At 71.5% G+C, this 20,843-nt stretch carries 14 protein-coding genes and 1 pseudogene; 11 read left to right on the top strand and 4 right to left on the bottom strand.

Annotated features, from left to right (window positions below; all coding sequences use genetic code 11):
* Window positions 1–42: 42 nt before the first annotated feature.
* The 3 genes from ABIA32_RS26070 (at window position 43) to ABIA32_RS26060 (ending at window position 4,263) form a co-directional block, all read left to right on the top strand.
* Window positions 43–1,626 carry a cation acetate symporter gene (locus ABIA32_RS26070; protein ID WP_370100211.1) on the top strand — a complete coding sequence of 528 codons (1,584 nt, stop codon included), beginning with the start codon at window positions 43–45 and terminating at the stop codon, window positions 1,624–1,626.
* A 220-nt stretch (window positions 1,627–1,846) separates the two neighbouring features.
* The gene (locus ABIA32_RS26065; RefSeq protein WP_370100209.1) at window positions 1,847–3,514 is read left to right on the top strand and encodes an ATP-binding protein; all 1,668 of its coding nucleotides are present in this window, start codon (window positions 1,847–1,849) and stop codon (window positions 3,512–3,514) included.
* A complete protein-coding gene (locus ABIA32_RS26060) occupies window positions 3,511–4,263 on the top strand; it encodes a response regulator (protein WP_370100206.1) in 753 nt (250 codons plus the stop codon). The genes ABIA32_RS26065 and ABIA32_RS26060 overlap by 4 nt, the downstream gene beginning before the upstream one ends.
* A gap of 359 nt (window positions 4,264–4,622) precedes the next feature.
* Here the strand turns inward: ABIA32_RS26060 and ABIA32_RS26055 are convergent, their stop codons facing one another.
* Together ABIA32_RS26055 and ABIA32_RS26050 are read right to left on the bottom strand one after the other, a co-directional pair.
* Window positions 4,623–5,594 (bottom strand): sucrase ferredoxin, encoded by a 972-nt coding sequence (locus tag ABIA32_RS26055; protein ID WP_370100204.1) that lies wholly within the window; start codon window positions 5,592–5,594, stop codon window positions 4,623–4,625.
* A gap of 25 nt (window positions 5,595–5,619) precedes the next feature.
* Window positions 5,620–7,257 carry an IucA/IucC family protein gene (locus ABIA32_RS26050; RefSeq protein ID WP_370100201.1) on the bottom strand — a complete coding sequence of 546 codons (1,638 nt, stop codon included), beginning with the start codon at window positions 7,255–7,257 and terminating at the stop codon, window positions 5,620–5,622.
* 107 nt (window positions 7,258–7,364) lie between these two features.
* Between ABIA32_RS26050 and ABIA32_RS26045 the strand changes: the two genes are divergently transcribed.
* Complete coding sequence (locus ABIA32_RS26045; RefSeq protein ID WP_370100198.1) at window positions 7,365–9,035, top strand: IucA/IucC family protein; 1,671 nt, start codon at window positions 7,365–7,367, stop codon at window positions 9,033–9,035.
* 156 nt (window positions 9,036–9,191) lie between these two features.
* Here ABIA32_RS26045 and ABIA32_RS26040 read toward each other — a convergent pair whose 3' ends face one another.
* A complete protein-coding gene (locus ABIA32_RS26040; RefSeq protein ID WP_370100196.1) occupies window positions 9,192–11,681 on the bottom strand; it encodes a DNA topoisomerase (ATP-hydrolyzing) subunit A in 2,490 nt (829 codons plus the stop codon).
* 220 nt (window positions 11,682–11,901) lie between these two features.
* On the opposite strand from ABIA32_RS26040, the gene ABIA32_RS26035 reads away from it, so the two are divergent.
* Both ABIA32_RS26035 and ABIA32_RS26030 read left to right on the top strand, forming a co-directional pair.
* Window positions 11,902–13,275 carry a M16 family metallopeptidase gene (locus ABIA32_RS26035; RefSeq protein WP_370100193.1) on the top strand — a complete coding sequence of 458 codons (1,374 nt, stop codon included), beginning with the start codon at window positions 11,902–11,904 and terminating at the stop codon, window positions 13,273–13,275.
* A complete protein-coding gene (locus ABIA32_RS26030) occupies window positions 13,272–14,672 on the top strand; it encodes a M16 family metallopeptidase (RefSeq protein ID WP_370100190.1) in 1,401 nt (466 codons plus the stop codon). Before ABIA32_RS26035 ends, ABIA32_RS26030 begins: the two co-directional genes overlap by 4 nt.
* Here ABIA32_RS26030 and ABIA32_RS26025 read toward each other — a convergent pair.
* Complete coding sequence (locus ABIA32_RS26025; RefSeq protein WP_370100188.1) at window positions 14,653–15,357, bottom strand: hypothetical protein; 705 nt, start codon at window positions 15,355–15,357, stop codon at window positions 14,653–14,655. The genes ABIA32_RS26030 and ABIA32_RS26025 overlap by 20 nt on opposite strands.
* Before the next feature lie 185 nt (window positions 15,358–15,542).
* On the opposite strand from ABIA32_RS26025, the gene ABIA32_RS26020 reads away from it, so the two are divergent.
* The 5 genes and pseudogenes from ABIA32_RS26020 to ABIA32_RS26000 all read left to right on the top strand — a co-directional run.
* On the top strand, window positions 15,543–16,229 hold the full coding sequence (locus ABIA32_RS26020) for a TetR/AcrR family transcriptional regulator (protein WP_370100415.1): 687 nt from the start codon (window positions 15,543–15,545) through the stop codon (window positions 16,227–16,229).
* Between the two features lie 122 nt (window positions 16,230–16,351).
* Entirely contained in the window at window positions 16,352–17,905 is a 1,554-nt protein-coding gene (locus tag ABIA32_RS26015) for an MFS transporter (RefSeq protein WP_370100185.1), read from the top strand.
* A gap of 380 nt (window positions 17,906–18,285) precedes the next feature.
* The gene (locus ABIA32_RS26010; RefSeq protein WP_370100182.1) at window positions 18,286–19,479 is read left to right on the top strand and encodes an RtcB family protein; all 1,194 of its coding nucleotides are present in this window, start codon (window positions 18,286–18,288) and stop codon (window positions 19,477–19,479) included.
* Between the two features lie 165 nt (window positions 19,480–19,644).
* On the top strand, window positions 19,645–20,271 hold the full coding sequence (locus tag ABIA32_RS26005) for a glyoxalase (RefSeq protein ID WP_370100179.1): 627 nt from the start codon (window positions 19,645–19,647) through the stop codon (window positions 20,269–20,271).
* A gap of 26 nt (window positions 20,272–20,297) precedes the next feature.
* Window positions 20,298–20,755 (top strand): annotated as a pseudogene (locus ABIA32_RS26000) (hypothetical protein); the annotation flags it as partial.
* Window positions 20,756–20,843 lie beyond the last annotated feature (88 nt).

Here is a 20,843-nt window from a genome sequence, read left to right as displayed (position 1 = left end):
CACACCGGGGCTCCCGCCGTCGCTCATGCCGGGCCTCAGCGCATGCTTCCCGAGGGGGGATTGACCATGGCCGCAGGCCTCTTCGTGCTCGTCGTCCTGGTGACGCTCGGCATCACCTTCTGGGCGGGACGGCGCGGTCACGCCGCCGAGGACTTCTACGCCGGCGGGCGTGGGTTCAGTCCCCTGCAGAACGGTTTCGCCATCAGCGGCGACTACATGTCCGCCGCTTCCTTCCTGGGTGTCACCGGCTTGATCGCGCTCTACGGCTACGACGGCCTGCTCTACACCATCGGCTTCCTTGTGGCCTGGCTGGTCGTGCTGATGCTGGTGGCCGAGCTCGTCCGCAACTGCGGCCGCTACACGCTCGCCGACGTGCTCTCCCTGCGGATGCGCCAGCGCCCGGTCCGTGCCGCGGCGGGCGTCTCCTCTATCGTCGTGTCACTCTTCTACCTGCTCGGGCAGATGGTCGGGGCGGGCACCCTGGTCTCGCTCCTGCTCCACCTGCACTCGTCCGCTGCCCGAGCATGGTCGATCGTGGGCGTCGGAGTGCTGATGGTGATCTACGTGACGATCGGCGGGATGAAGGCCACCACCTGGATCCAGATCGTCAAGTGTGTGCTGCTGCTCGGGGGTACGGCGCTGCTGACCGTGCTGGTGCTGCTGCGCTTCCACGGCGACCTCGGCTCCCTCATGCGCGCCGCCGCGAGGGGGAGCGGTCAGGGGGACGCCTACTATGTCCCCGGTCTGCGTTTCGGTCATACGCTCACCGACCAGCTGGACTTCGTCAGCCTCGGCCTCGCGCTGGTGCTCGGCACCGGCGGTCTGCCGCACATCCTGGCCCGCTTCTACACCGTCCCCACGGCGCGCGCGGCGCGGCGCTCCGCGATGTGGGCGATCGGGCTGGTGGGCTGCTTCTACCTGATGACGATCGTGCTCGGCCTCGGTGCCGCCGCCGTCATCGGCGCGCCCGCGCTCCGCGCCGCGAACGCCGCAGGTAACACCGCCGTGCCGCAGCTGGCCGACTCGCTCGGCGGAACGATTCTCTTCGCGCTGACCTCCGCCGTCGCCTTCGCCACCATCCTGGCTGTCGTGGCCGGACTGACCATGGCCTCCTCGACCTCCTTCGCCCACGACCTGTGGGCGCGCGCCTTCCGCCACCCCGACGAGGAGCCGCCGACCGAACATCAGGAGGTCGTCGTCGCCCGAATCGCGGCCGTGGTGATCGGCGCGATCGCGATCGTGCTCAGCCTGTACGCGCAGAAGCTGAACGTCGCGCTGCTCGTCGGCATCGCCTTCGCCGTGGCGGCCTCGGCCAATCTGCCGGCGCTGCTGTTCAACCTCTTCTGGCGCCGGTTCACCACGCGTGGCGCCACCTGGGCGATCTGGGGCGGACTGATTCCGGCGCTGGTGCTGGTGATCTTCTCGCCCGTCGTTTCAGGGAACGCGGCCGCGGTCTTCCCCGACGCACACTTCGACTGGTTCCCGCTGCAGAACCCGGGACTGGTCTCCGTGCCCTGCGGCTTCCTCTGCGGCTGGCTCGGGACCGTCACCTCGCGCGAGCGCGCGGAGCCCGACGCCTACGCCGAGCTGGAGGTCCGCTCCCTCACCGGAGCGGGCGCCGTGTAGCGACGCGAGAACCCCCGGGCGCGACGGGGGAGGCGCGCCCGGGGGCTCGTTTCCAGCCTAGCCCTCGCGTGGCGGAAGAGTGAGTCCCTTCGGCTTTTCCCGCATTACTCAGAGTTCTGCTCGTTCTGCGCACGGTGACAGGGGTAGGCAAAGCCGGTCTCACCAGGCACAATCGCCGAGACGCGGGCGTGGCAACGGGGCTTTCGCCCCAGTGCACCCGGTGGAGGCCGATTTGTTCTCGCGCCGCAAGCTCTCCACTCGGATCCTTGCCAGTCAGCTGCTGATCCTCGCGGTGACGAGCGTGATCGGCTTCGTGCTGCTCGCGTTCGCGCAACGTGACGAGTACGACAAGGTCAACGAGGAGCGGGCCCGCTCCATCGCCGAGATCGCGGCCACGGATCCGCAGATCGTCGCCGCCATGCAGGCCGGCGACCCAGGGATGGGGCCCAACAGCATCGTGCAGACCGTGGCAACGCGGATCATGAATGCGGGGAACGCCACCTACGTCGTGGTCATCGACCGGAACAAGGTCCGCCACTCGCACCCGCAGCCGCAGCTGATCGGCGCCGCGATCGAAGAAGACGTCGTCGCACTCGACGGCCTGACGCACGTCGGTATCGACAACGGTGCCACCGGGCGCTCCGCGAACGCCCGGATCCCGCTCAAGGACTCCGTCGGGAACATCATCGGCGAGGTCTCCGTCGGCATCAACGAGAGCCAAGTCCTGCGGCAGCTGCTCGGCGAGCTCCGCGTCTTCGCTCTGTACATCGGCGCCGCCCTCGGCGTGGGCGTGCTCGCCTCGTACGTGCTGGCCCGCCGGCTCAAGCGCACCACCTTCGGCCTGGAGCTGGAGGAGATCGCCGGGCTGCTGCAGGACCGCGAGGCCATGCTGCACGGCATTCGCGAGGGCGTGCTGGCCTTCGACCCGGGAGGGAAGGTCAGCGTCGTCAACGACGAGGCCAGGCGCCTGCTCGGCCTCGGCACGGCGCTGGGCTCGCGCCTGGAGGACCTGCTTCCCGAGGGCCGGCTGCGCCGCGCTCTGGCGGGCGAGCTCGGGCCGGACGAGATCCACGTCCTCACCGACAGCCACTGCCTCGCGGTCAACCGGATGCCGGTCGTTCTGCACGGGCGGGCGCTCGGCGCGGTGGTGACCGTCAGGGACCGCACCGAGATCGTGGGCATGCTGCGCGAGCTCGACTCGGTGCGCGGCCTGACCGACGCGCTCCGCGCCCAGCAGCACGAGTTCGCCAACCGCATGCACACCCTCGCCGGCCTGCTGGAGCTCGGCGAGCAGCAGGAGGCGCTGGACTACGCGGTCGAGCTGGCCTCGGCGGACCGATCGCGCGCCGAGGAGGTTCGCGAGCGGATCGGGAACTCGCTGATGGTCGGCCTGATCGTGGCGAAGTGCACGGTCGCGGCCGAACGCGGCGTGCAGCTCACCCTGGACCCGTCCTCCAAGCTCGGCACCGAACCGGGCCATTTGCGCCGACTCCTCACGGTCGTCGGCAACCTGCTCGACAATGCGGTGGACGCGGCCTCCGGGAGCCGGGCGGCACAGGTCACGCTGCTGATCGTGGAGTCCGCCGAGTCGATCACGGTCAGGGTGACGGACACTGGTCCTGGGGTGCCGGACGAGGCCCTGGCGCACATTTTCGAGGACGGGTACTCCACCAGGCCCGATCGCGGCACGGCGCGGCGCGGGCTCGGCCTGGCCATGGTGCACCGCCTGGTCACCCGGCACGGCGGCGACATCGTGGTCGGCAGCGGCCCCGGCGCGGTGTTCACGGTCCGGCTCCCGCTGCCGGACTCCGACCCGGCCCCGCTCGGCGCGGTCTTCACCGCGGCGCCGCCGGTACTGGTACTCGACGGAGGAGGGACGCGCTGGTGATCAGAACCCTGGTCGTGGACGACGACTTCCGGGTGAGCGGCATTCACGCCGCCTACGTCGCCAAGGTGCCCGGCTTCGAGGTCGTCGGACAGGTGGCGACGGTCGCGGCGGCTCTCGAAGGAGTCCGGGCGCTCCGCCCCGACCTGCTGCTGCTGGACGTCTACCTGCCCGACGGCACGGGGCTCGACGTGCTGCGCCAGCTCGCCACCGGCGCGCACGCGTCCGGCGCGGCGGACACCATTGGTGCACCGGATGTCTTCGGCGCGGCTGACGCCCCGACCGCGTTCCGTCCGGACGCGATCATGATCACGGCTGCCCGTGACGTCAGTTCGGTACGCGAAGCCATGCAGCTCGGCGCGGTCGGCTACCTGGTCAAGCCGTTCGGCTTCGCCGGGCTCGAACAGCGGCTCGGCGCGTACGCGGACCTACGGGAACGCATGGAGGCCCTCGGCCACGGCGGGGAGACCGACCAGGCCGATGTCGACGCCCTGTTCAGCGCGGGTCGGTCGGCGCCGCTGCCGTCCGTACCGGCCAAGGGCCACTCGGCGCCGACGCTGGCGCTGGTGCGGGACGCGGTCAGGACCGCGAAGCGGGATCTTTCTGCGACGGAGGTCGCCGAGCTGACGGGGGTGTCCCGGGCGACGGCGCAGCGCTATCTCTCCTACCTGGTCCGCGAGGGCCTGGCCCGGCTGGAGCTGCGCTACGGCACGACCGGCCGCCCGGAACACCGTTACCGGTCGACGGCCTGATCTGACCGGCAGGCGCGTGACCCGACCCGACCGGATCCGATCCGACCTGGGCAGAGCGCTCCAGCTTTGACTTGCGTCCCGTCTGAGCTCCCGACGGGCCTGGGCCGCTTGCCGGCCCGGGCCTCTGTCTGGGGCGATCCGTCTGCCCGGCTGGGGCTTCCGAGGGGCTCGCGCCGCCTGCTCGCCCGGGCGGGCCGCCTTGCCTGGGCTTCTGCCTGGGCCGAGGCATTCGTCCGGTCTGGGCCTCTGCCCGGGCTGAGCCGTCTGCCCGGCTTGGGCTTCTGGCGGGCTCGCGCCGCTGGTCGCCCAGCCGAGCCGTCCGCCCGCGACGTCCGCCCGGCCTGGGCGCCGGGTCCGGGCTACGCCCGCAGGTTGCCGCGGGTGGCCAGCGCCCCGTGCAGCGGTTCCAGGGTGATCACGTCGAAGCGGTCGGGGTGGGTCGGGGCCTTGAGGCAGCTTTCCGGGCGCGCGGGGTCCGCGGCCGTGCGGCGTACCCGCGCCTGCCAGGCGCGGCCGTCGAGGTGGGCGACCCGAACCGTCCAGCCGTCCGGCTGGTCCTCGGGATGCCGAGTGGTGTCGGCGACCTGCTCGATCACCAGTTCGTCGACGCCCTCGACCGCGTAGCTCCGGCGGACCGCCAGTTCGGCGGCCTGCCCCGGGCGGTCCCAGAAGGTCCGGCCGCGGCACCACTCCGGCATGATCAGCCCGGCCCGGGTGGCCTCCAGCACCTCCTTGGCGGTGTGGGCCGAGAGGCGGCCGTAGGCGTAGCCGTAGGGCAGCACCAACATCGTGGGGGAGAAGCGGTGACCGCCGAGGTGGGTGACCTCCCACACCTGGGCGTGGCCCGCCGCGGCCAGGTCGGCGGCGAGCGGACGGCCGAGCAGCGCGCAGCAACGGTCACGGCGACCGTTCGTGCAGACCAGCGCCAGCGGGTCGCCGCTGTACGGCGTGCCGAATCCCGGTTGCGTGCCGGCGCCTATCGCCGCGAAGTCCAGGTCGAGCAGGTCGCTCGGGTCGGCCAGCTGCGCCTCGCGCACCCAGCCGCCGCCGGCAGCCGCTGACGGCGCGGTGTGAGCGAGGTAGACGCTGCGCTCGCCCGTCGGCGGGCGGTCGGCGTGCTTGCCGGGGCGCCGGATGAGGGCGATCTCCACGCCAGTGCCGCGGACCTGCCGCTGCAGCGCGCGACCGAGTTCGGGGTCGAAGTGGCTCTCCGTGAGCGCCCGCGGCCCCCAGGGGCCGGCCTGCTCGATCAACAACCAGGCGGCAGCCCGGGGCGCGGTGCCCGCCAGGGGCTCCGTCAACTCCCGTGACACGGTCGTACAGATGCTCACGGAGGCAAGGTTAGCCTTACCAGCCTCAACTGTGACTATCGGGTGTGGCGAGCGAGTGGGCGAGCGAGTGGGCGAGCGGGTTGTCCACCGCCGTCCACTGGTCGCCGCGCGGGCGGTCCGCGAGACCGTCGAGGCGCATCAGCGTGAGCGCCTTCGCCGGGAGCGGCTCCGACAGCAGCGCCCGCCTGTCGCCCTGGTCGCGCAGCAGCACGCGCGCCGCGCGCCGCGCCTCGGCGGCCACCGCGCCCCACAGCCGGGCCTCCTCCGCGCGGTCGCCGCCGCCGAAGCCCGAGACCAGCCCGCCGAAGCTGCTCCCGACGAGCGAACCGAACAGTTTGCGTCGCAGCACGAGGGGATCGTCGTCTACGACATGCCCGCCGATCGGCGGATGCGCGATTCCGGCGCGTGCCAGCCGCCGTGGACTCACCCGGATGTCCGCCAGGTCCCGGTAGACGAGGCGGACGGGCCGGTCGGCCTCGTCCATGACTACCAGCAGGTTCTGACCGTGCGCCTCCAATGCGACACCCCAGTCCAGCAAACGCAGCAGCGGGGGCCAGGCCAGCCGGGCGAAGTCGGCGAGCCAGACCGCCGGGTCCGCGGTCTTGACCGGGTGCGCGGCCAGCGCCGCCAGCGGAACCACGCGCTCGCCGACGGCCAGACGCGCGCCGGGGGACTCTCGCACGATCACCGCGAGGTCCGGGCTGGGCTCGCCGCCGACCAGGGCGGCGCCTGCCGCGAGGTTCCTGGTCACCGTCAGGCTGCCGTCCAGCCGCGCGACGACGCCTTCCAGCAGCCCGGAGACGGCCATCGCGTTGCGGACCGAGGCGCCGGAGATGTCCCGAACGGCGGAGGTCATCCGGAGCGACAGTGAGGTCTTCAGGTGGAGGCCGCCGCCACGTGGGGCGAGCGTGCGCACGGACATCAGCGGCGCGGCCGTCAGCCGCTCCCCGCCCGGCGCGAGCCCGAGCGCGGGTAGCACCTCGCGGGCCTGCCACGGGTGCACCGGCAGCAGGACGGTATCCGCGCTGCGCCCGCGGCACGCGCCGGATGCCCACAGATGTTCCGGCCAGTCGCCCACCAGCAGCGCCCGCTCCCGTGGCACGGGCACCAGTTCCAGTTCGACGTCCGCGCCGTGCTCGGGTGCGAAGGCGAGCTGGTCGGCGACGGAGAAGCCGGGGCGGCTGCGGCAGCAGGGGTGGTACGGATGGCCGTCGACGACCGAGCGCTCGGCGTCCTCCAGGGTGTCCAACGGGGCCGCCGAACCCACTGCCTGCGCCCCCGCCCGCGACAGAGCGAGCGAGACGACGCTGTGCTCGATCTCCGCGAGCAGCGCGGCCGAGCCCGGCAGCCGCAGCGCCTCCAGCAGTGCGGCGGGATGAGTGAACCCGGTGGCGCCCAGGCTGACCGTGTAGCCGGGCGGGGCCGCGTCGATGTCGTAGGCGCGGCGCTCAGGCCCGGTGAGCCGCGCGCGATCCGCCGGGTCGAGCGGCAGCGGTTCCAGCAGCAGCGCCCGCCACAGTCGCGCCAGCACGGCGGCGCGCGCCCCCGGCAGCTCGGCGGCGAAGGCGGCGTCCAGCGCGGGGCGCACGCGGTGCAGTTCGGCTGCGAAGGCGAGCTCGGCGGGTCGGGCGGATGGCGGGAGTGTCGGGTCCGTGGCGCGCATGAAGGTGAGGTACCCCGGATTGGGAGAGGATGCGTCTGGACAGATCATCGTCTGTCGGATTCACGGGGACAAACCGTCCCCGGGCAGTGCGCGGTGCGGAGGCAGGCATGGACGAGAGGGCAAACCCGGCAGCCGAGGTGCGGGCCGTCGAGCTCGGGTCGGGCTGGTCCGGCTGGCGGCCGGAGGAGGCCACGGCGGCGACCGCGCTGCTCAACTGCCTGGTCAGGGAGCTGACCGAGCCCCGCCACGGCGACGCGCCCGGCTACCGGCTCGTCGGCACCGGCCGCACCCTCACCGTCGCCCCTGGGCGCTGGCCGCAGCCGCCGCTGGCCCTCGACGGCACCGTGATCGAGGGCGCCGACGGCTTCGACACCCTGGTCGCCCTGGCCGAGGAGGAGGCCCGCGCGCGCACCGGCGTCGACAACCCCACCCTCGGTGCGGAGATCCGGGACAGCAGGGACGTCGTCGCCGCCCTGCTCGCCGCGAGGCAGGCGGCCGCCGCGCGGGACGAGAAGCCGGTCGACGACCTCTACCTCCGCTCCGAGCAGGCGCTGCTGGCCGGACACCGCTACCACCCGGCAGCCAAGACGCGCGGTGGGGGCGTGCCCGACAGTTGGCTGCCGTACGCGGCCGAGGCCGGCGCGCACTATCCGCTCACGCTGCTCGGCGTCCGGGAGGACCTGCTCGGCGGCGAGGGCTCGACCGGCGCGATCGATGCGCTCTGGGGCAACGCCGCACCCCCCGGCTACCGGGTCCTGCCGGCGCACCCGTGGCAGCTCGCGCTGCTCGGCGTGAACCCGAACGCGAACCCCGGCGTGAGCGGGAGCATGAACCCGAACGCGAACCCCGGCCGGAGCGCGGGCCCGGCGCGCGATCTGGCGGCGGCCCTCGCGGACGGCCGGATCATGATCCTCGGGGAGACGGAGGAGCAGGCCTGGGCGACCTCCTCGCTGCGCACCGTCTACCTCCCGGACGCGGACCTCGCGCTCAAGTTCAGCCTGGACGTCCGGATCACCAACGACATCCGCCGACTCTGGCTCCGCGACCTGCGCTGGCTCCAACCGGTCGACGAGGTGCTCGAGTCGCTCCCGATCGCCTCCCTCGTCTTCGCCGACCAGGGTTACCGCACGCTCGCCGGCCACGGCCAGGAGAGCTGGGAGGCGTACGCGGTGCTCCAGCGCGAGGGCTTCGCCGGGCGCGTGCGGCCCGGTCTCACGCCCCTGCTCGCCGCCGGTGTGAGCGAGGGCTTCGCCGGCAATCCGCTGGACGCACTCACCGCGGACCAGGCCTTCACCTGGTGGTGCCGGTACGTCGAACTCCTCGCCCCGCCCGCGCTGGACGCGCTGCGCGACCACGGCGTGGTGCTGGAGTGTCATCTGCAGAACGTCCTGGTCGCCGTCGACGAGCAGGGCCGGCCCGGACAGGTAATCTTCCGCGACCACGAGGGAGTGAAGCTGACGACGGACCGGCACGCGGCGCTGTTGGCGCGCTTCGGTCCGGACCTGCCGACCCCGGGCGTCAGCGCCGAGAAGGGCCGGGACCGGCTGCTGTACTGCCTGGTGGTCAACAACCTGCTGGAGATCGCCGGGGCGATCGGTGCGCGCCACGCCGAGCTGATGCCGGAGCTGTGGCCGGCGGCACGTCAGATCCTGGCCGACTACCGTGACGTGATCTCGGTCCCGCACATTCCGGCGAAGACCAACCTGCTCCTGCGCTGGCTCGACGCGGACGGCGGCGACTCCACCTACACGCCGCTGCCGAACCCGCTGGCCGGCTGACGGCTCCGCCTAGCGAGCGCCGCGCAGCGTGCAGCGCGCACGCGAGGACGCCGCAGGGCGCGGGGTTTCCCCCGCGCCCTGCGGCGTCCTCTGCGAGCGTCCGGACCGGCCGCGCTCAGCGCTCAGCCTTCAGCGCTCTCCGCCCAGCCCCCGCGCCTATGCCGGCCCGGCCACCGCCGCGATCTCCGTGGCCAGCGGGACCCCGGACCCGTCACGACGTGGGTCGCGGCCCGGCAGCTCCGCCGGGGAGCCGTTGGACGTCGCCGCGCGGGCGGGCGTCGGGCCGGCCCAGGCGAAGACCAGGCGGTCCTCACCCTTGAGGAAGCGCTGGCAGCGCACGCCGCCCGTGGCGCGCCCCTTGCGCGGGTACTGCTCGAACGGCGTGGCCTTGGCCGTCCCCTGGCCCAGCCCGTCCAGGGCGTCGGTCGCGCCCGCGACCGTGACCACCAGCGCGTCCTGCGCCGGATCGACGGCCGTGAACGAGATCACGCGAGCCCCGTCGACGAGCTTCACGCCCGCCATGCCCGCCGCCGGGCGGCCCTGCGGGCGGACCTGGCCCGCCGGGTAGCGCAGCAGTTGGGCGTCGTCGGTGATGAAGACCAAGTCCTCCTCGCCGGTGCGCAGTTCGATCGCGCCGACGACCTTGTCGCCGTCCTTGAGCGCGATCACCTCGAACTCTTCCTTGTTCTCCGGCCAGTCGGGGACGACCCGCTTGACCACGCCCTGCTCGGTGCCGATCGCGAGGCCGGGCGAGGACTCGTCGAGTGTGGTCAGCGCCAGCGCGGTCTCGCCCGCGTCGAGCTTGAGGAACTCGGCGATCTTCGCCCCGCCCGCCAACGCGGGTGCGTGGGCGCTCGGCGGCAGCTGCGGCAGGTCGATCACCGGGAGTCGCAGCACCCGGCCGATGCTCGTCACCACGCCGATGTGGCCGCGCGCGGTGGCCGGCACCGCCGAGACGATCACGTCGTGGCGGGCCCGCTTGCCCCCGTCGTCGGGACCGGCGGTGTCCGCCCCGGCCGCCGCGTCGGAGCCGGAGTCCGGGCCGAGGTCCGCCGTGCGGGCCAGCAGGCCCGTCGAGGAGAGCATGACCCGGCACGGGTCGTCCGCGACCTCGAGCGGGACGGCGACGGCGGCGACCGCGCCCGCCTCCAGCAGCACCGTGCGCCGCTCGGTGCCGAACTTCTTGGACACGGCGGCGAGTTCGTCGGAGACGACCTTGCGCAGGACGGTGTCCGACTCCAGGATCTCGGTCAGCTCGGCGATCTCGGCGTGCAGCTTGTCCTGCTCGGCCTCCAGCTCGACCCGGTCGAAGCGGGTGAGCCGGCGCAGCGGGGTGTCCAGGATGTACGCGGTCTGCGTCTCGGAGAGCGAGAAGCGCTCGATCAGTCGCTCCTTGGCCTGCGCGGCGTTGTCGCTCGATCGAATGATCGCGATGACCTCGTCGATGTCGATCAGCGCGATCAGCAGACCCTCGACCAGGTGCAGCCGGTCCTGCCGCTTGCGGCGGCGGAAGTCGCTGCGTCGGCGCACCACCTCGAAGCGGTGGTCGACGTAGACCTCCAGCAGTTCCTTCAGCCCCAGCGTCAGCGGCTGGCCGTCGACCAGGGCGACGTTGTTGATGCCGAAGGTCTCCTCCATCGGCGTCAGCTTGTAGAGCTGCTCCAGCAGAGCCTCGGGAACGAAGCCGTTCTTGACCTCGATGACCAGGCGCAGGCCGTGCGCACGGTCCGTCAGGTCCTTGACGTCGGCGATGCCCTGGATCTTCTTGGCGCCGACCAGGTCCTTGATCTTGGAGATGACCTTCTCCGGGCCGACCGTGAACGGCAGCTCGGTGACGACCAGGCCCTTGCGGCGCGGCGTGACGTCCTCGACGGTGACCTTGGCGCGGATCTTGAACGTGCCGCGGCCCGTCTCGTACGCGTCCCTGATCCCGCCGAGGCCGACCACGAGGCCGCCGGTCGGCAGGTCCGGACCCGGAATGAAGCGCATCAGCGCGTCCAGGTCGGCGTTCGGATGCCTGATCAGATGGCGCGCTGCGGCGACCACCTCGGCCAGGTTGTGCGGCGGCATGTTCGTCGCCATGCCGACCGCGATCCCGGTGGTGCCGTTGACCAGCAGGTTCGGGAAGGCCGCGGGCAGTACCTGCGGTTCCTGCTCGCTGCCGTCGTAGTTCGGCGAGAAGTCGACCGTGTCCTCGTCGATCGACTCGACCATCGCCATCGCGCCGGCGGTCAGCCGGGCCTCGGTGTACCGCATGGCGGCGGGCGGGTCGTCGTTGCCGAGCGAGCCGAAGTTGCCGTGGCCGTCGATCAGCGGCAGCCGCATCGAGAACGGCTGGGCCATGCGCACCATCGTGTCGTAGATGGCCGTGTCACCGTGCGGGTGCAGCCGGCCCATCACCTCGCCGACGACGCGGGCGCTCTTGACGTGGCTGCGCTCGGGACGCAGGCCCATCTCGTTGGCCTGGTAGAGGACTCGGCGGTGCACGGGCTTGAGCCCGTCCCTGGCGTCGGGAAGCGCCCGGGAGTAGATGACCGAGTAGGCGTACTCCAGAAAGGAGCCCTGCATCTCGTCCACCACGTCGATGTCGAGGATGCGCTCCTCGAACTCCTCGGGCGGAGGGGTCTGCGAACTGCGGCGGGCCATCGCGGCGGCGCTCCCTTGGACGGCATGCGCACCCCTCGGAGAGCTCCGGGGAGGCGTCATGGGCTGGCACGGTCGGGACCATTCTGGACCAGGCTGCTGACAAACCCGGCCACCGCGTCCTCCCGGGTGCAGCACAATGGGCTTTTCCCGAGATTCACTGCGACGATTCACTGCGACGCTTCACAGCGATCACAAGCAGCAGACCGGAAGGAACGCGCGGATGGCCCAAGGCTTCACCATCAGCGAGCACACCCTGGCCAACGGCCTGCGGGTGGTGCTCTCCGAGGATCACCTGACGCCGGTCGCCGCCGTCTGCCTCTGGTACGACGTCGGTTCCCGCCACGAGGTTGCGGGCCGCACCGGCTTGGCGCACCTCTTCGAGCACCTGATGTTCCAGGGCTCGGCGCAGGTGCCCGGCAACGGCCACTTCGAGCTGGTCCAGGGCGCGGGCGGCTCGCTCAACGGGACCACCAGCTTCGAGCGCACCAACTACTTCGAGACCATGCCCGCCCACCAGGTGGAGCTCGCGCTCTGGCTGGAGGCCGACCGGATGGGCAGCCTGCTCGCCGCGCTCGACCAGGACAGCCTCGACAATCAGCGCGCGGTGGTGAAGAACGAGCGCCGCCAGCGGTACGACAACGTCCCGTACGGCACGGCCTTCGAGCGGCTCATCGCGATGGCCTTCCCCGACGGCCACCCCTACCACCACACCCCGATCGGCTCGATGGCCGATCTGGACGCGGCCACGCTGGGCGACGCGCAGGACTTCTTCCGCACCTACTACGCGCCCAACAACGCGGTCCTCTCGGTGGTCGGCGACATCGACCCCGAGCAGACGCTGGCCTGGGTGGAGAAGTACTTCGGCTCCATCCCCGCCCATGACGGCAAGCGCCCGCCGCGCGACGGCAGCGTCGTGGCCCGCAGCGGTGAGCCGCTGCGTGAGCACGTCGTCGCCGAGGTTCCCTCGCGCGCCGTCATGCAGGCCTACCTGCTGCCGCAGGACGGCACCCGCGACGCGGACGCCGCCGATCTCGCGCTGACCGTGCTCGGCTCGGGCGAGTCCAGCCGCCTCTACAACCGCCTGGTCCGCCACGACCGGCTCGCCGTCACGGCCGGCTTCGGCCTGCTGCGACTGTCCGGCGCGCCCTCGCTCGGCTGGCTCGACGCGAAGACCTCCGGCGAGGCGACGGCCGAGGCGGTCGAGGCCGCGATCGATGACGAGCTGGCCCGCTTCGCGGCCGAGGGGCCGACGACGGGGGAGCTCGAGCGCGCGCAGGCGCAGATCGAGCGGGAGTGGCTGGACCGGCTGGACACGGTGGGTGGCCGAGCGGACGAACTGTGCCGCTACGCCGTCCTGTTCGGCGACCCGAAGCTGCTCAACGAGGCACTGCCGCGGGTGCTGGACGTGACCGCCGCGGAGGTCCAGGCCGTCGCGCAGAAGTTCCTGACGCCGGACAACCGCGCGGTGCTGACGTACGAGCCCGTCGTGGCCGGAGCCGCTGAGGGCGCCGGGGACGAGGGCGCCGAAGACGAGTCCGCCGCTGGTGAAGCCACGGTCGACGCCGCTGCTGAAGACGAGGAGGTGCAGGCATGACCATCGCCTCCACCATGACCTTCCACCCGCGCCCCGAGGCCGGGCAGCCGACGCCGTGGAACTTCCCCGCACCCACCCGGAGCACCCTGCCCAACGGGCTGACCGTGCTGCGCTGCGACCGCCCCGGTCAGGCGCTGGTCGCCGCCGAACTGATCCTGGACGTACCGCTGGCGGCGGAGCCGCTCGCCCAGGAGGGCGTCTCGAGCATCCTCGCGCGCGCCCTCTCCGAGGGCACCGAGTCGCTGACGGCGGAGGAGTTCGCCGCCGAACTGGAGCGGGCGGGCGCGACGCTGGACGCACACGCGGACCACACCGTGCTGCGGGTCTCGCTGGAGGTCCCCGCCTCGCGTCTGGAGCGCGGCCTCTCGCTGCTCGCGGACGCGGTCAGGATCCCGGCCTTCCCCGGGCACGAGATCGAGCGACTGGTCGCGAACCGGCTCGACGAGATCGTGCACGAGCAGGCCAACCCGGCCCGACGTGCGGCCATCGCCTTCTACGGCGAGCTCTTCGAGGCGAGCGACCGGCTTTCGCGTCCGCGATCGGGCACCGCCGAAACGGTCAGTGCGATCGATCGGGAGGCCGTTTCTTCGTTCTACGCAGCGCATGTCCGTCCGGCGACCGCGACGCTCGTGGTGGTCGGCGACTTCTCGGCCGTCGGGAGCTCGGGCAAGGACCTCGACGCGGTTCTCGCCGCCACCGTGGGCCAGTGGACGGGCACGTCGGGCGAGCACGTCACCGCGGCTCCGGTGCGCGGCGACGACACCGGCCGGGTGATCGTCGTCGACCGGCCCGGCTCGGTGCAGACGCAGCTGCTGATCGGCCGGATCGGTCCGGACCGCCACGACGACAGCTGGGCCGCGCAGATCCTCGGCACCTACTGCCTGGGCGGCACGCTGACCTCCCGGCTCGACCGGGTGCTGCGCGAGGAGAAGGGCTACACCTACGGCGTGCGGGCCTTCGCCCAGCCGCTGCGCTCCGGTGCGGACGGTCAGGGCCGTGCGCTGCTGGCGATCTCCGGCTCGGTGGACACCGAGTCCACCGCCCCGGCGCTCGCCGACACCTGGCAGATCCTGCGCACCCTCGCCGCCGAGGGCCTCACCGACGAGGAGCGCGACATCGCCGTGCAGAACCTCGTCGGGGTGGCTCCGCTGCGCTACGAGACCGCCTCGGCGGTGTGCGCGACGCTGGCGGACCAGGTCGAGCAGGAACTGCCGGACAACTACCAGGCAGACGTCTACCGCCGGCTCGCCGAGACGACGACGGCCGAGGCGACCGCCGCCGTGGTGGCCGCGTTCCCGCCGGAGCGGCTGCTCGCCGTCCTTGTCGGTGACGCGGCGTCAATCGCCGGTCCTCTGAAGGACCTGGGGCTCGGCGACGTCACCGTGGTGTCGTCCTGACCGAGGGGTGAGCGAGCGTCACCTCGCCGCGGCTTCGGCCGACGGCGTGGTGGCTGGGGCTTCGGTGTTCGAGCCGGTGTCCGCGTCCGTGATTGCCTCGGCATTCGCGGGCGCGGGCGCAGGCGCGAACGCAGGCGCCCGCGCTGGTGTCCTGCAGCACTCGCCAGCTCAGCAGCGCAGTCGGCGCAAGGCAGACGCCGGAGAGGGAGAGGCCCGCCCACGCGGCGACGTGCTCAAGCACGGCCGCCACCGGAAGCCGGTGAGCGGCACCGAGCCGGGCAACGCCATGGACCACAGCCCAGGCGATGAACCAGATCGAGGCCAGGCCGGTCGGCGCCATCGCGACGAAGGCGAGCACGGCCGCCGGAGCCAAGGCCGTGAGCACCACGGACGCCCCCGCTGCGAGCAGCGCGCCGGGAAGCCCGCCGACCCCGAAGGCCGTCATCAGCGCCCCGTAGCCACCGCCCTCGAGGTGCCGGGCCCGCTCGGCGAGCGTCCGCAGGGCGCGGCCGAGCGAGCAGACCATCCCGGACGCGGCCGCCGTCGGCAGCAGCACTCGCGGCAGCGGGGTATGCCACGCGTATCCCCCTGAGGCGAGGGCGCCGCCCCGCTGCTTCGGCTGCGCCTTCGCCCGGGTTTCGTCGGACGTGCCGGTCTCTGCCGGAGGCGCAGCGGCCAGCCGCATGCGCCGGAGTAAAAGAGCGGGGGCCGCGGAGGACAGCCCGCTGCCGAGGAAAGTGTGACGTAGGTCACATCGACTTCGGGCATTTCTGGGGACTCTCTCCCCGTTTGCTTGATTGAATCGAAAGCGGGGATCGCATCCCCGTTTTGCACTGGAAGCAGAAGCTCGACCCGAAAGGAGTGCTCGTGATCCAGGCAACCGTCAACGACAAGTCCACCGTCGCGGGCCTCCGTCAGCGGGCCGACGCGGCGCGCAACCGGGCCCGCATCCTCGACGCGGCCCAGGACGCCTTCATCGAGCACGGCGCGGACGTGCCGCTCGACGAGATCGCCCGCCGTGCCGGTGTCGGCAACGCCACCGTCTACCGTCACTTCCCGGACCGCCGCGCGCTGGTGCGCGGCGTGGTGCTCGCGGTCATGGAACGCGCCATTGGCGTGGCCACGCAGGCACTCGCGGAGGAGGCGGATCCGTTCGAGGCTCTGAGTCGGCTCGTGCGGGACTCCGTCAACTGGAAGATCGGCGCGTTGTGCCCGATGCTTTCGGAGTGGGCGGATCTGGACGAGCCCGAGATCTTCGCGACCCGTGAACGACTGGATGCCGTCGTCCAATCCATGATCGACGGCGCGAAGGCCGCCGGCAGCCTGCGCACCGACGTGGGCAGCGACGACATCATGATGGCAGTCGCCCAGCTCGTCCGCCCCTTCCCGGGCGCCGGCTACGACAGCCTTCAGCCCTTCGTCCACCGGCACCTGCAACTGCTGCTCGACGGTCTGCGGGCACCCGCCCGCACGCCGCTGCCGGGCGGTCCGCCGACGCTGGAGGACGTCCGCCGCGAATGCATCCTCGCGGCATCGCGACGCGAGACCCGGCAATGACGCCGACGCGCCGCTGAAACCCACACCGAATGGTTTCGCGCATCAATTCTCTTAGCTCCCATAGCTTTTCGCCACACCGTCAGAGTTCGCACGTCCTGCCGCACACGTACGGGGATACCGTCATGCCTGAATCCGTTTCGGACACGCCCGATCTTCAGAAGGCTCAGCCTCAAAGGGCTCAGCTTCAGGAGTCACAGCCCGACCCGCAGCGCTGGAAGGCGCTCATCTTCATCGCGATAGCCCAGCTGATGGTGGTTCTCGACGCGACCGTCGTGAACATCGCGCTGCCGCACGCGCAGCACGACCTGCACATCTCGGACGCCAACCGCCAGTGGGTGATCACCGCTTACAGCCTGGCCTTCGGTGGGCTGCTCCTGTTCGGCGGTCGAATTTCGGACCTGTGGGGGCGCCGCAAGACCTTCATCGTCGGTCTGATCGGCTTCGCGCTCGCCTCCGCGCTCGGCGGCGCCGCGGTCAACTCCGGGATGCTGCTCGGCGCTCGCGCCCTCCAGGGCGTCTTCGGCGCGCTGCTGGCCCCCGCGGCCCTGTCGCTGCTCGCGGTCACCTTCACCGAGGCCAAGGAGCGCGCGACGGCCTTCGGCATCTTCGGCGCCATCGCCGGCGCCGGCGGTGCGGTCGGTCTGCTGCTGGGCGGCGCGCTGACCCAGTACGCCAACTGGCGCTGGGCTCTCTACGTCAACATCATCTTCGCGGTGGTGGCGGTGGCCGGTTCGCTGGTCTTCGTCCACGAGCGCGAGAGCGAGCGCAACCGCAACCGCCTCGACATCCCCGGCGTGCTGCTGGCCACGTCCGGCCTGGTCGCCCTGGTCTACGGCTTCACCAAGGCGGAGGAGTCCGGGTGGGGCTCCAGCGTCACCATCGGCCTGTTCGTCGCCTCGGCGGTGCTGCTGGCGCTGTTCGTCTTCGTCGAGTCGCGCGTCAGCGCCCCGCTGCTGCCGCTCCGAGTGGTCCTCGACCGCAACCGCGGCGGCGCCTACCTCGGTCTCGGCCTGGCCATCATCGGCATGTTCGGCCTCTTCCTGTTCATGACCTACTACCTGCAGGGGATCAAGCAGTACTCCCCGGTCATGACCGGTGTCGCCTTCCTGCCCATGGTCGTCGGCATGATCACCGGCTCGACCCAGATCGGCACCCGGCTGATGACCCGCGTACCGGCGCGCTGGCTGATGGGCCCCGGCCTGCTCGTCGCGTCCCTGGGCATGCTGATGCTCACTCAGATGCACGTCGACAGCAACTACTGGACGCTGATCCTGCCGGCCGAGTTCCTGCTCGGGCTGGGCATGGGCACCTCGTTCATGCCGGCCATGAGCCTGTCGACCTACGGCGTCCAGCCGCAGGACGCGGGTGTGGCCTCGGCGATGATCAACACCTCGCAGCAGGTCGGCGGTTCGATCGGTACCGCGCTGCTCAACACGATCGCGGCGAGTGCGACGGCCGGCTGGCTGACCGCGCACAGCCTGCCGAAGGGCACGCCGAACGCGCTCGCGGCGGTGCACGGCTACGACGTCGCGATCTGGTGGGCCGTGGGCATCATGCTCGTCGCCTCGGCGCTCGTGTTCGTCCTGGTCAACGCGGGCCGTCCCGGTTCCGACCTGGCCACGGGCGGTGCCGGCTCGGACGCCGACGCCAACGCGGTCCCGGTGATCGTGCACTGAAGCACCGTCAGTAGTTCTCCTGGAGGCCCCCGCTCGCGCGGTTCGCGAGCGGGGGCCTCGCCCTTTTCCGACGGGGCCCGCTGCGTGATCCCGATATTTCCGTTGCGGGGGCGGTGCCCGGCATGGCTACATAGGCACAGCGACCGGGCGTGACAGGCCGGTCCCCGAGGTGGTGGAGAGGAGGCAGTCCCATGCGGGTCGAGTTGCGAAGCAGGCGCTTCATCAGCGCTGTCGCCTCCCTGCGGCGACGCCCCTCCACCGCCTGCGGCTTTCAGGCCTGACGGCCCGCGCCCGCGCGATCCTGCGCCGTGCGCCTGCGCTGTTCCGGCCCGTGACCTGCCGCTTCCATGCTTGTAGCCTGATTCCAGGAGAACATTTCCATGTCGTACACCGAGATTCCGGGCATCAACGTGCCCATCCGCATGTGGACCGACCCGGCCACGGTCGAGGGCCAGGCGCTGCAGCAGCTGCGCAACATCTCCTCACTCCCGTGGATCCACGGCCTGGCCGTGATGCCCGACGTCCACCTGGGCAAGGGCGCGACGGTCGGCTCCGTGATCGCCATGAAGGGGGCCGTCTGCCCGGCGGCGGTCGGAGTCGACATCGGCTGCGGCATGAGCGCGGTCAAGACCTCGCTGACCGCCCGCGACCTGCCGGACAACCTGGGCCGACTGCGCTCGCGGATCGAACAGGTCATTCCGGTGGGCCGGGGCATGCACAGCGACCCGGTCGATCCGAGCCGCATCCACGGCTTCGCCACGAGCGGCTGGGACGACTTCTGGTCCCGCTTCGACGGGCTGACGCCGGCGGTCAGGGCGCGCCGCGAGCGCGCCCTGCAGCAGATGGGCTCGCTCGGCTCGGGCAACCACTTCGTCGAGGTCTGCCTGGACAAGTCCGGGTCGGTATGGCTGATGCTGCATTCCGGCTCGCGCAACATCGGCAAGGAGCTCGCCGAGCACCACATGGGCGTCGCCCGCTCCCTCCCGCACAACCAGGGCCTGGTCGACCGCGACCTGGCAGTCTTCATCTCGGCGACCCCGCAGATGGAGGCCTACCGGTCCGACCTGTTCTGGGCGCAGGAGTACGCGAAGCGGAACCGCGCGGTGATGATGGCGCTGTTCCAGGACGTCGTCCGGCGCGAATTCGCCAAGGCGAAGGTCACCTTCGACGACGTGATCAGTTGCCACCACAACTATGTGGCGGAGGAGACCTACGACGGCGAGGAGCTGCTGGTCACCCGTAAGGGCGCGATCCGCGCCGGCTCGGGGGACTTCGGGATCATCCCGGGTTCGATGGGCACCGGTTCGTACATCGTGCGGGGCCTGGGCAACGACGCGGCGTTCAACTCGGCCTCGCACGGTGCAGGACGGAAGATGTCGCGCACGGCGGCGAAGAAGCGCTTCGGCGTCCGGGACCTGGAGGAGCAGACACGGGGTGTCGAGTGCCGTAAGGACTCCGGCGTCGTGGACGAGATCCCGGGCGCGTACAAGCCGATCGAGAAGGTCATGGCCCAGCAGACCGACCTGGTCGAGGTCGTGGCGCAGCTGAAGCAGGTGGTCTGCGTCAAGGGCTGAGGGGCGACAGCTCGGGGGCGTTCGAGTGGCGACGGCGTGAGCCGGTTCGGTGGGGAGCGAATGCGTCCCACCGGGCCGGCTCTGTTGCGCGCGAGGCGCGTGCGGACGGCGGATCGATCAGGATTCGAGAAGCGTCGGTCTCGTGCCCCGCCTAGCGTGATGACCATGGCATCCATTGAATTCGTCACCCTCGACGTCGCCGACCCCACGGCCGCCGACCGCTTCTACACCGCCGCCTTCGGCTTGGACGCGCGGCTACGCCTGCGGGCCTCGGAGGAACCCACGACCGGCTTTCGTGGGTTCACGCTGGCGCTCACGGTGTCCCAGCCGGCCGACGTCAACGCCCTCATCGACGCAGCTGTCGACGCCGGCGCCACGCCGCTGAAGCCCGCCGGGAAGTCGCTTTGGGGCTACGGCGGTGTCGTGCAAGCCCCGGACGGCGCGATCTGGAAGGTCGCGACCTCAGCGAAGAAGGACTCCGGCCCGGCCACCCGGAAGATCGACGACATGGTGCTTCTCCTGGGAGTCGCGGACGTGGCCGCCAGCAAGCGGTTCTACGTCGGCCAAGGCCTCGCCGTTGCGAAGAGCTTCGGCCGCGTCTATGTCGAGTTCGCTGCCGGGTCCGGTCCTGTGAAGCTGGCGCTCTACAGGCACCGCGCTCTCGCCAAGGACGCGGGCGTCTCCCCCGAGGGCACCGGCTCGCACCGGCTCGGGATCGGCGGCACTGCCGGGCCTTTCACCGACCCGGACGGCTTCGCGTGGGAGGCCGGGTCGCTGGCTGCCACGTCCTGATGCGTCGCGGCTGGGGTGGCGGTGCTGGGGTGGTCGGCTTAGTCCGTATCGCGCGGCTCGTGCCGGAACTCCCGCGACCGGCAGGCTTACGCCTCCGTCACGAGCTCGCCGCGTTCCGGAGCGGCCAAGTGCTCCTGGCGATGGCTATGACGGTGCTGGGCTTCGGAGGGGTCTTCGCCGCCGTCACGTATGTCGCACCGATGATGACGCACGTTGCCGGCTACAGCGAGGGCGCCGTGACCTGGCTCCCACGCCGGCGTCCGCGGTGAACATTGGCGCCTTCAATCTCGGCAACGCGCTGTCGGCGTGGCTCGGTGGCCTCGCTATCTCGGCCGGCTTCGGGTACACGGCACCGAACGTGGTGGGTGCCGTGATGGCCGGTTCGGCGCTGGGGCTGGCCGTGTTGTCGGCGGCTTTGGAGCGGCGGCGGAGCAGGGGGCGGGTGGTTGATGTGATCGATGCCTGCGCATCAACTGCGGTCTGAGCTGGGGTTTTTCACTCTTGTGGGTGATGGTTTGGGCTTGGCGTGGGGCTGTTTGGGTGTCACAATTGTTCTATGGACGCCTCGATGT

The organism is Streptacidiphilus sp. MAP12-20, assembly GCF_041262525.1.
In the GTDB taxonomy this organism is placed as follows: domain Bacteria; phylum Actinomycetota; class Actinomycetes; order Streptomycetales; family Streptomycetaceae; genus Streptacidiphilus.
This window is presented reverse-complemented; position numbering and strand designations above follow the sequence as displayed.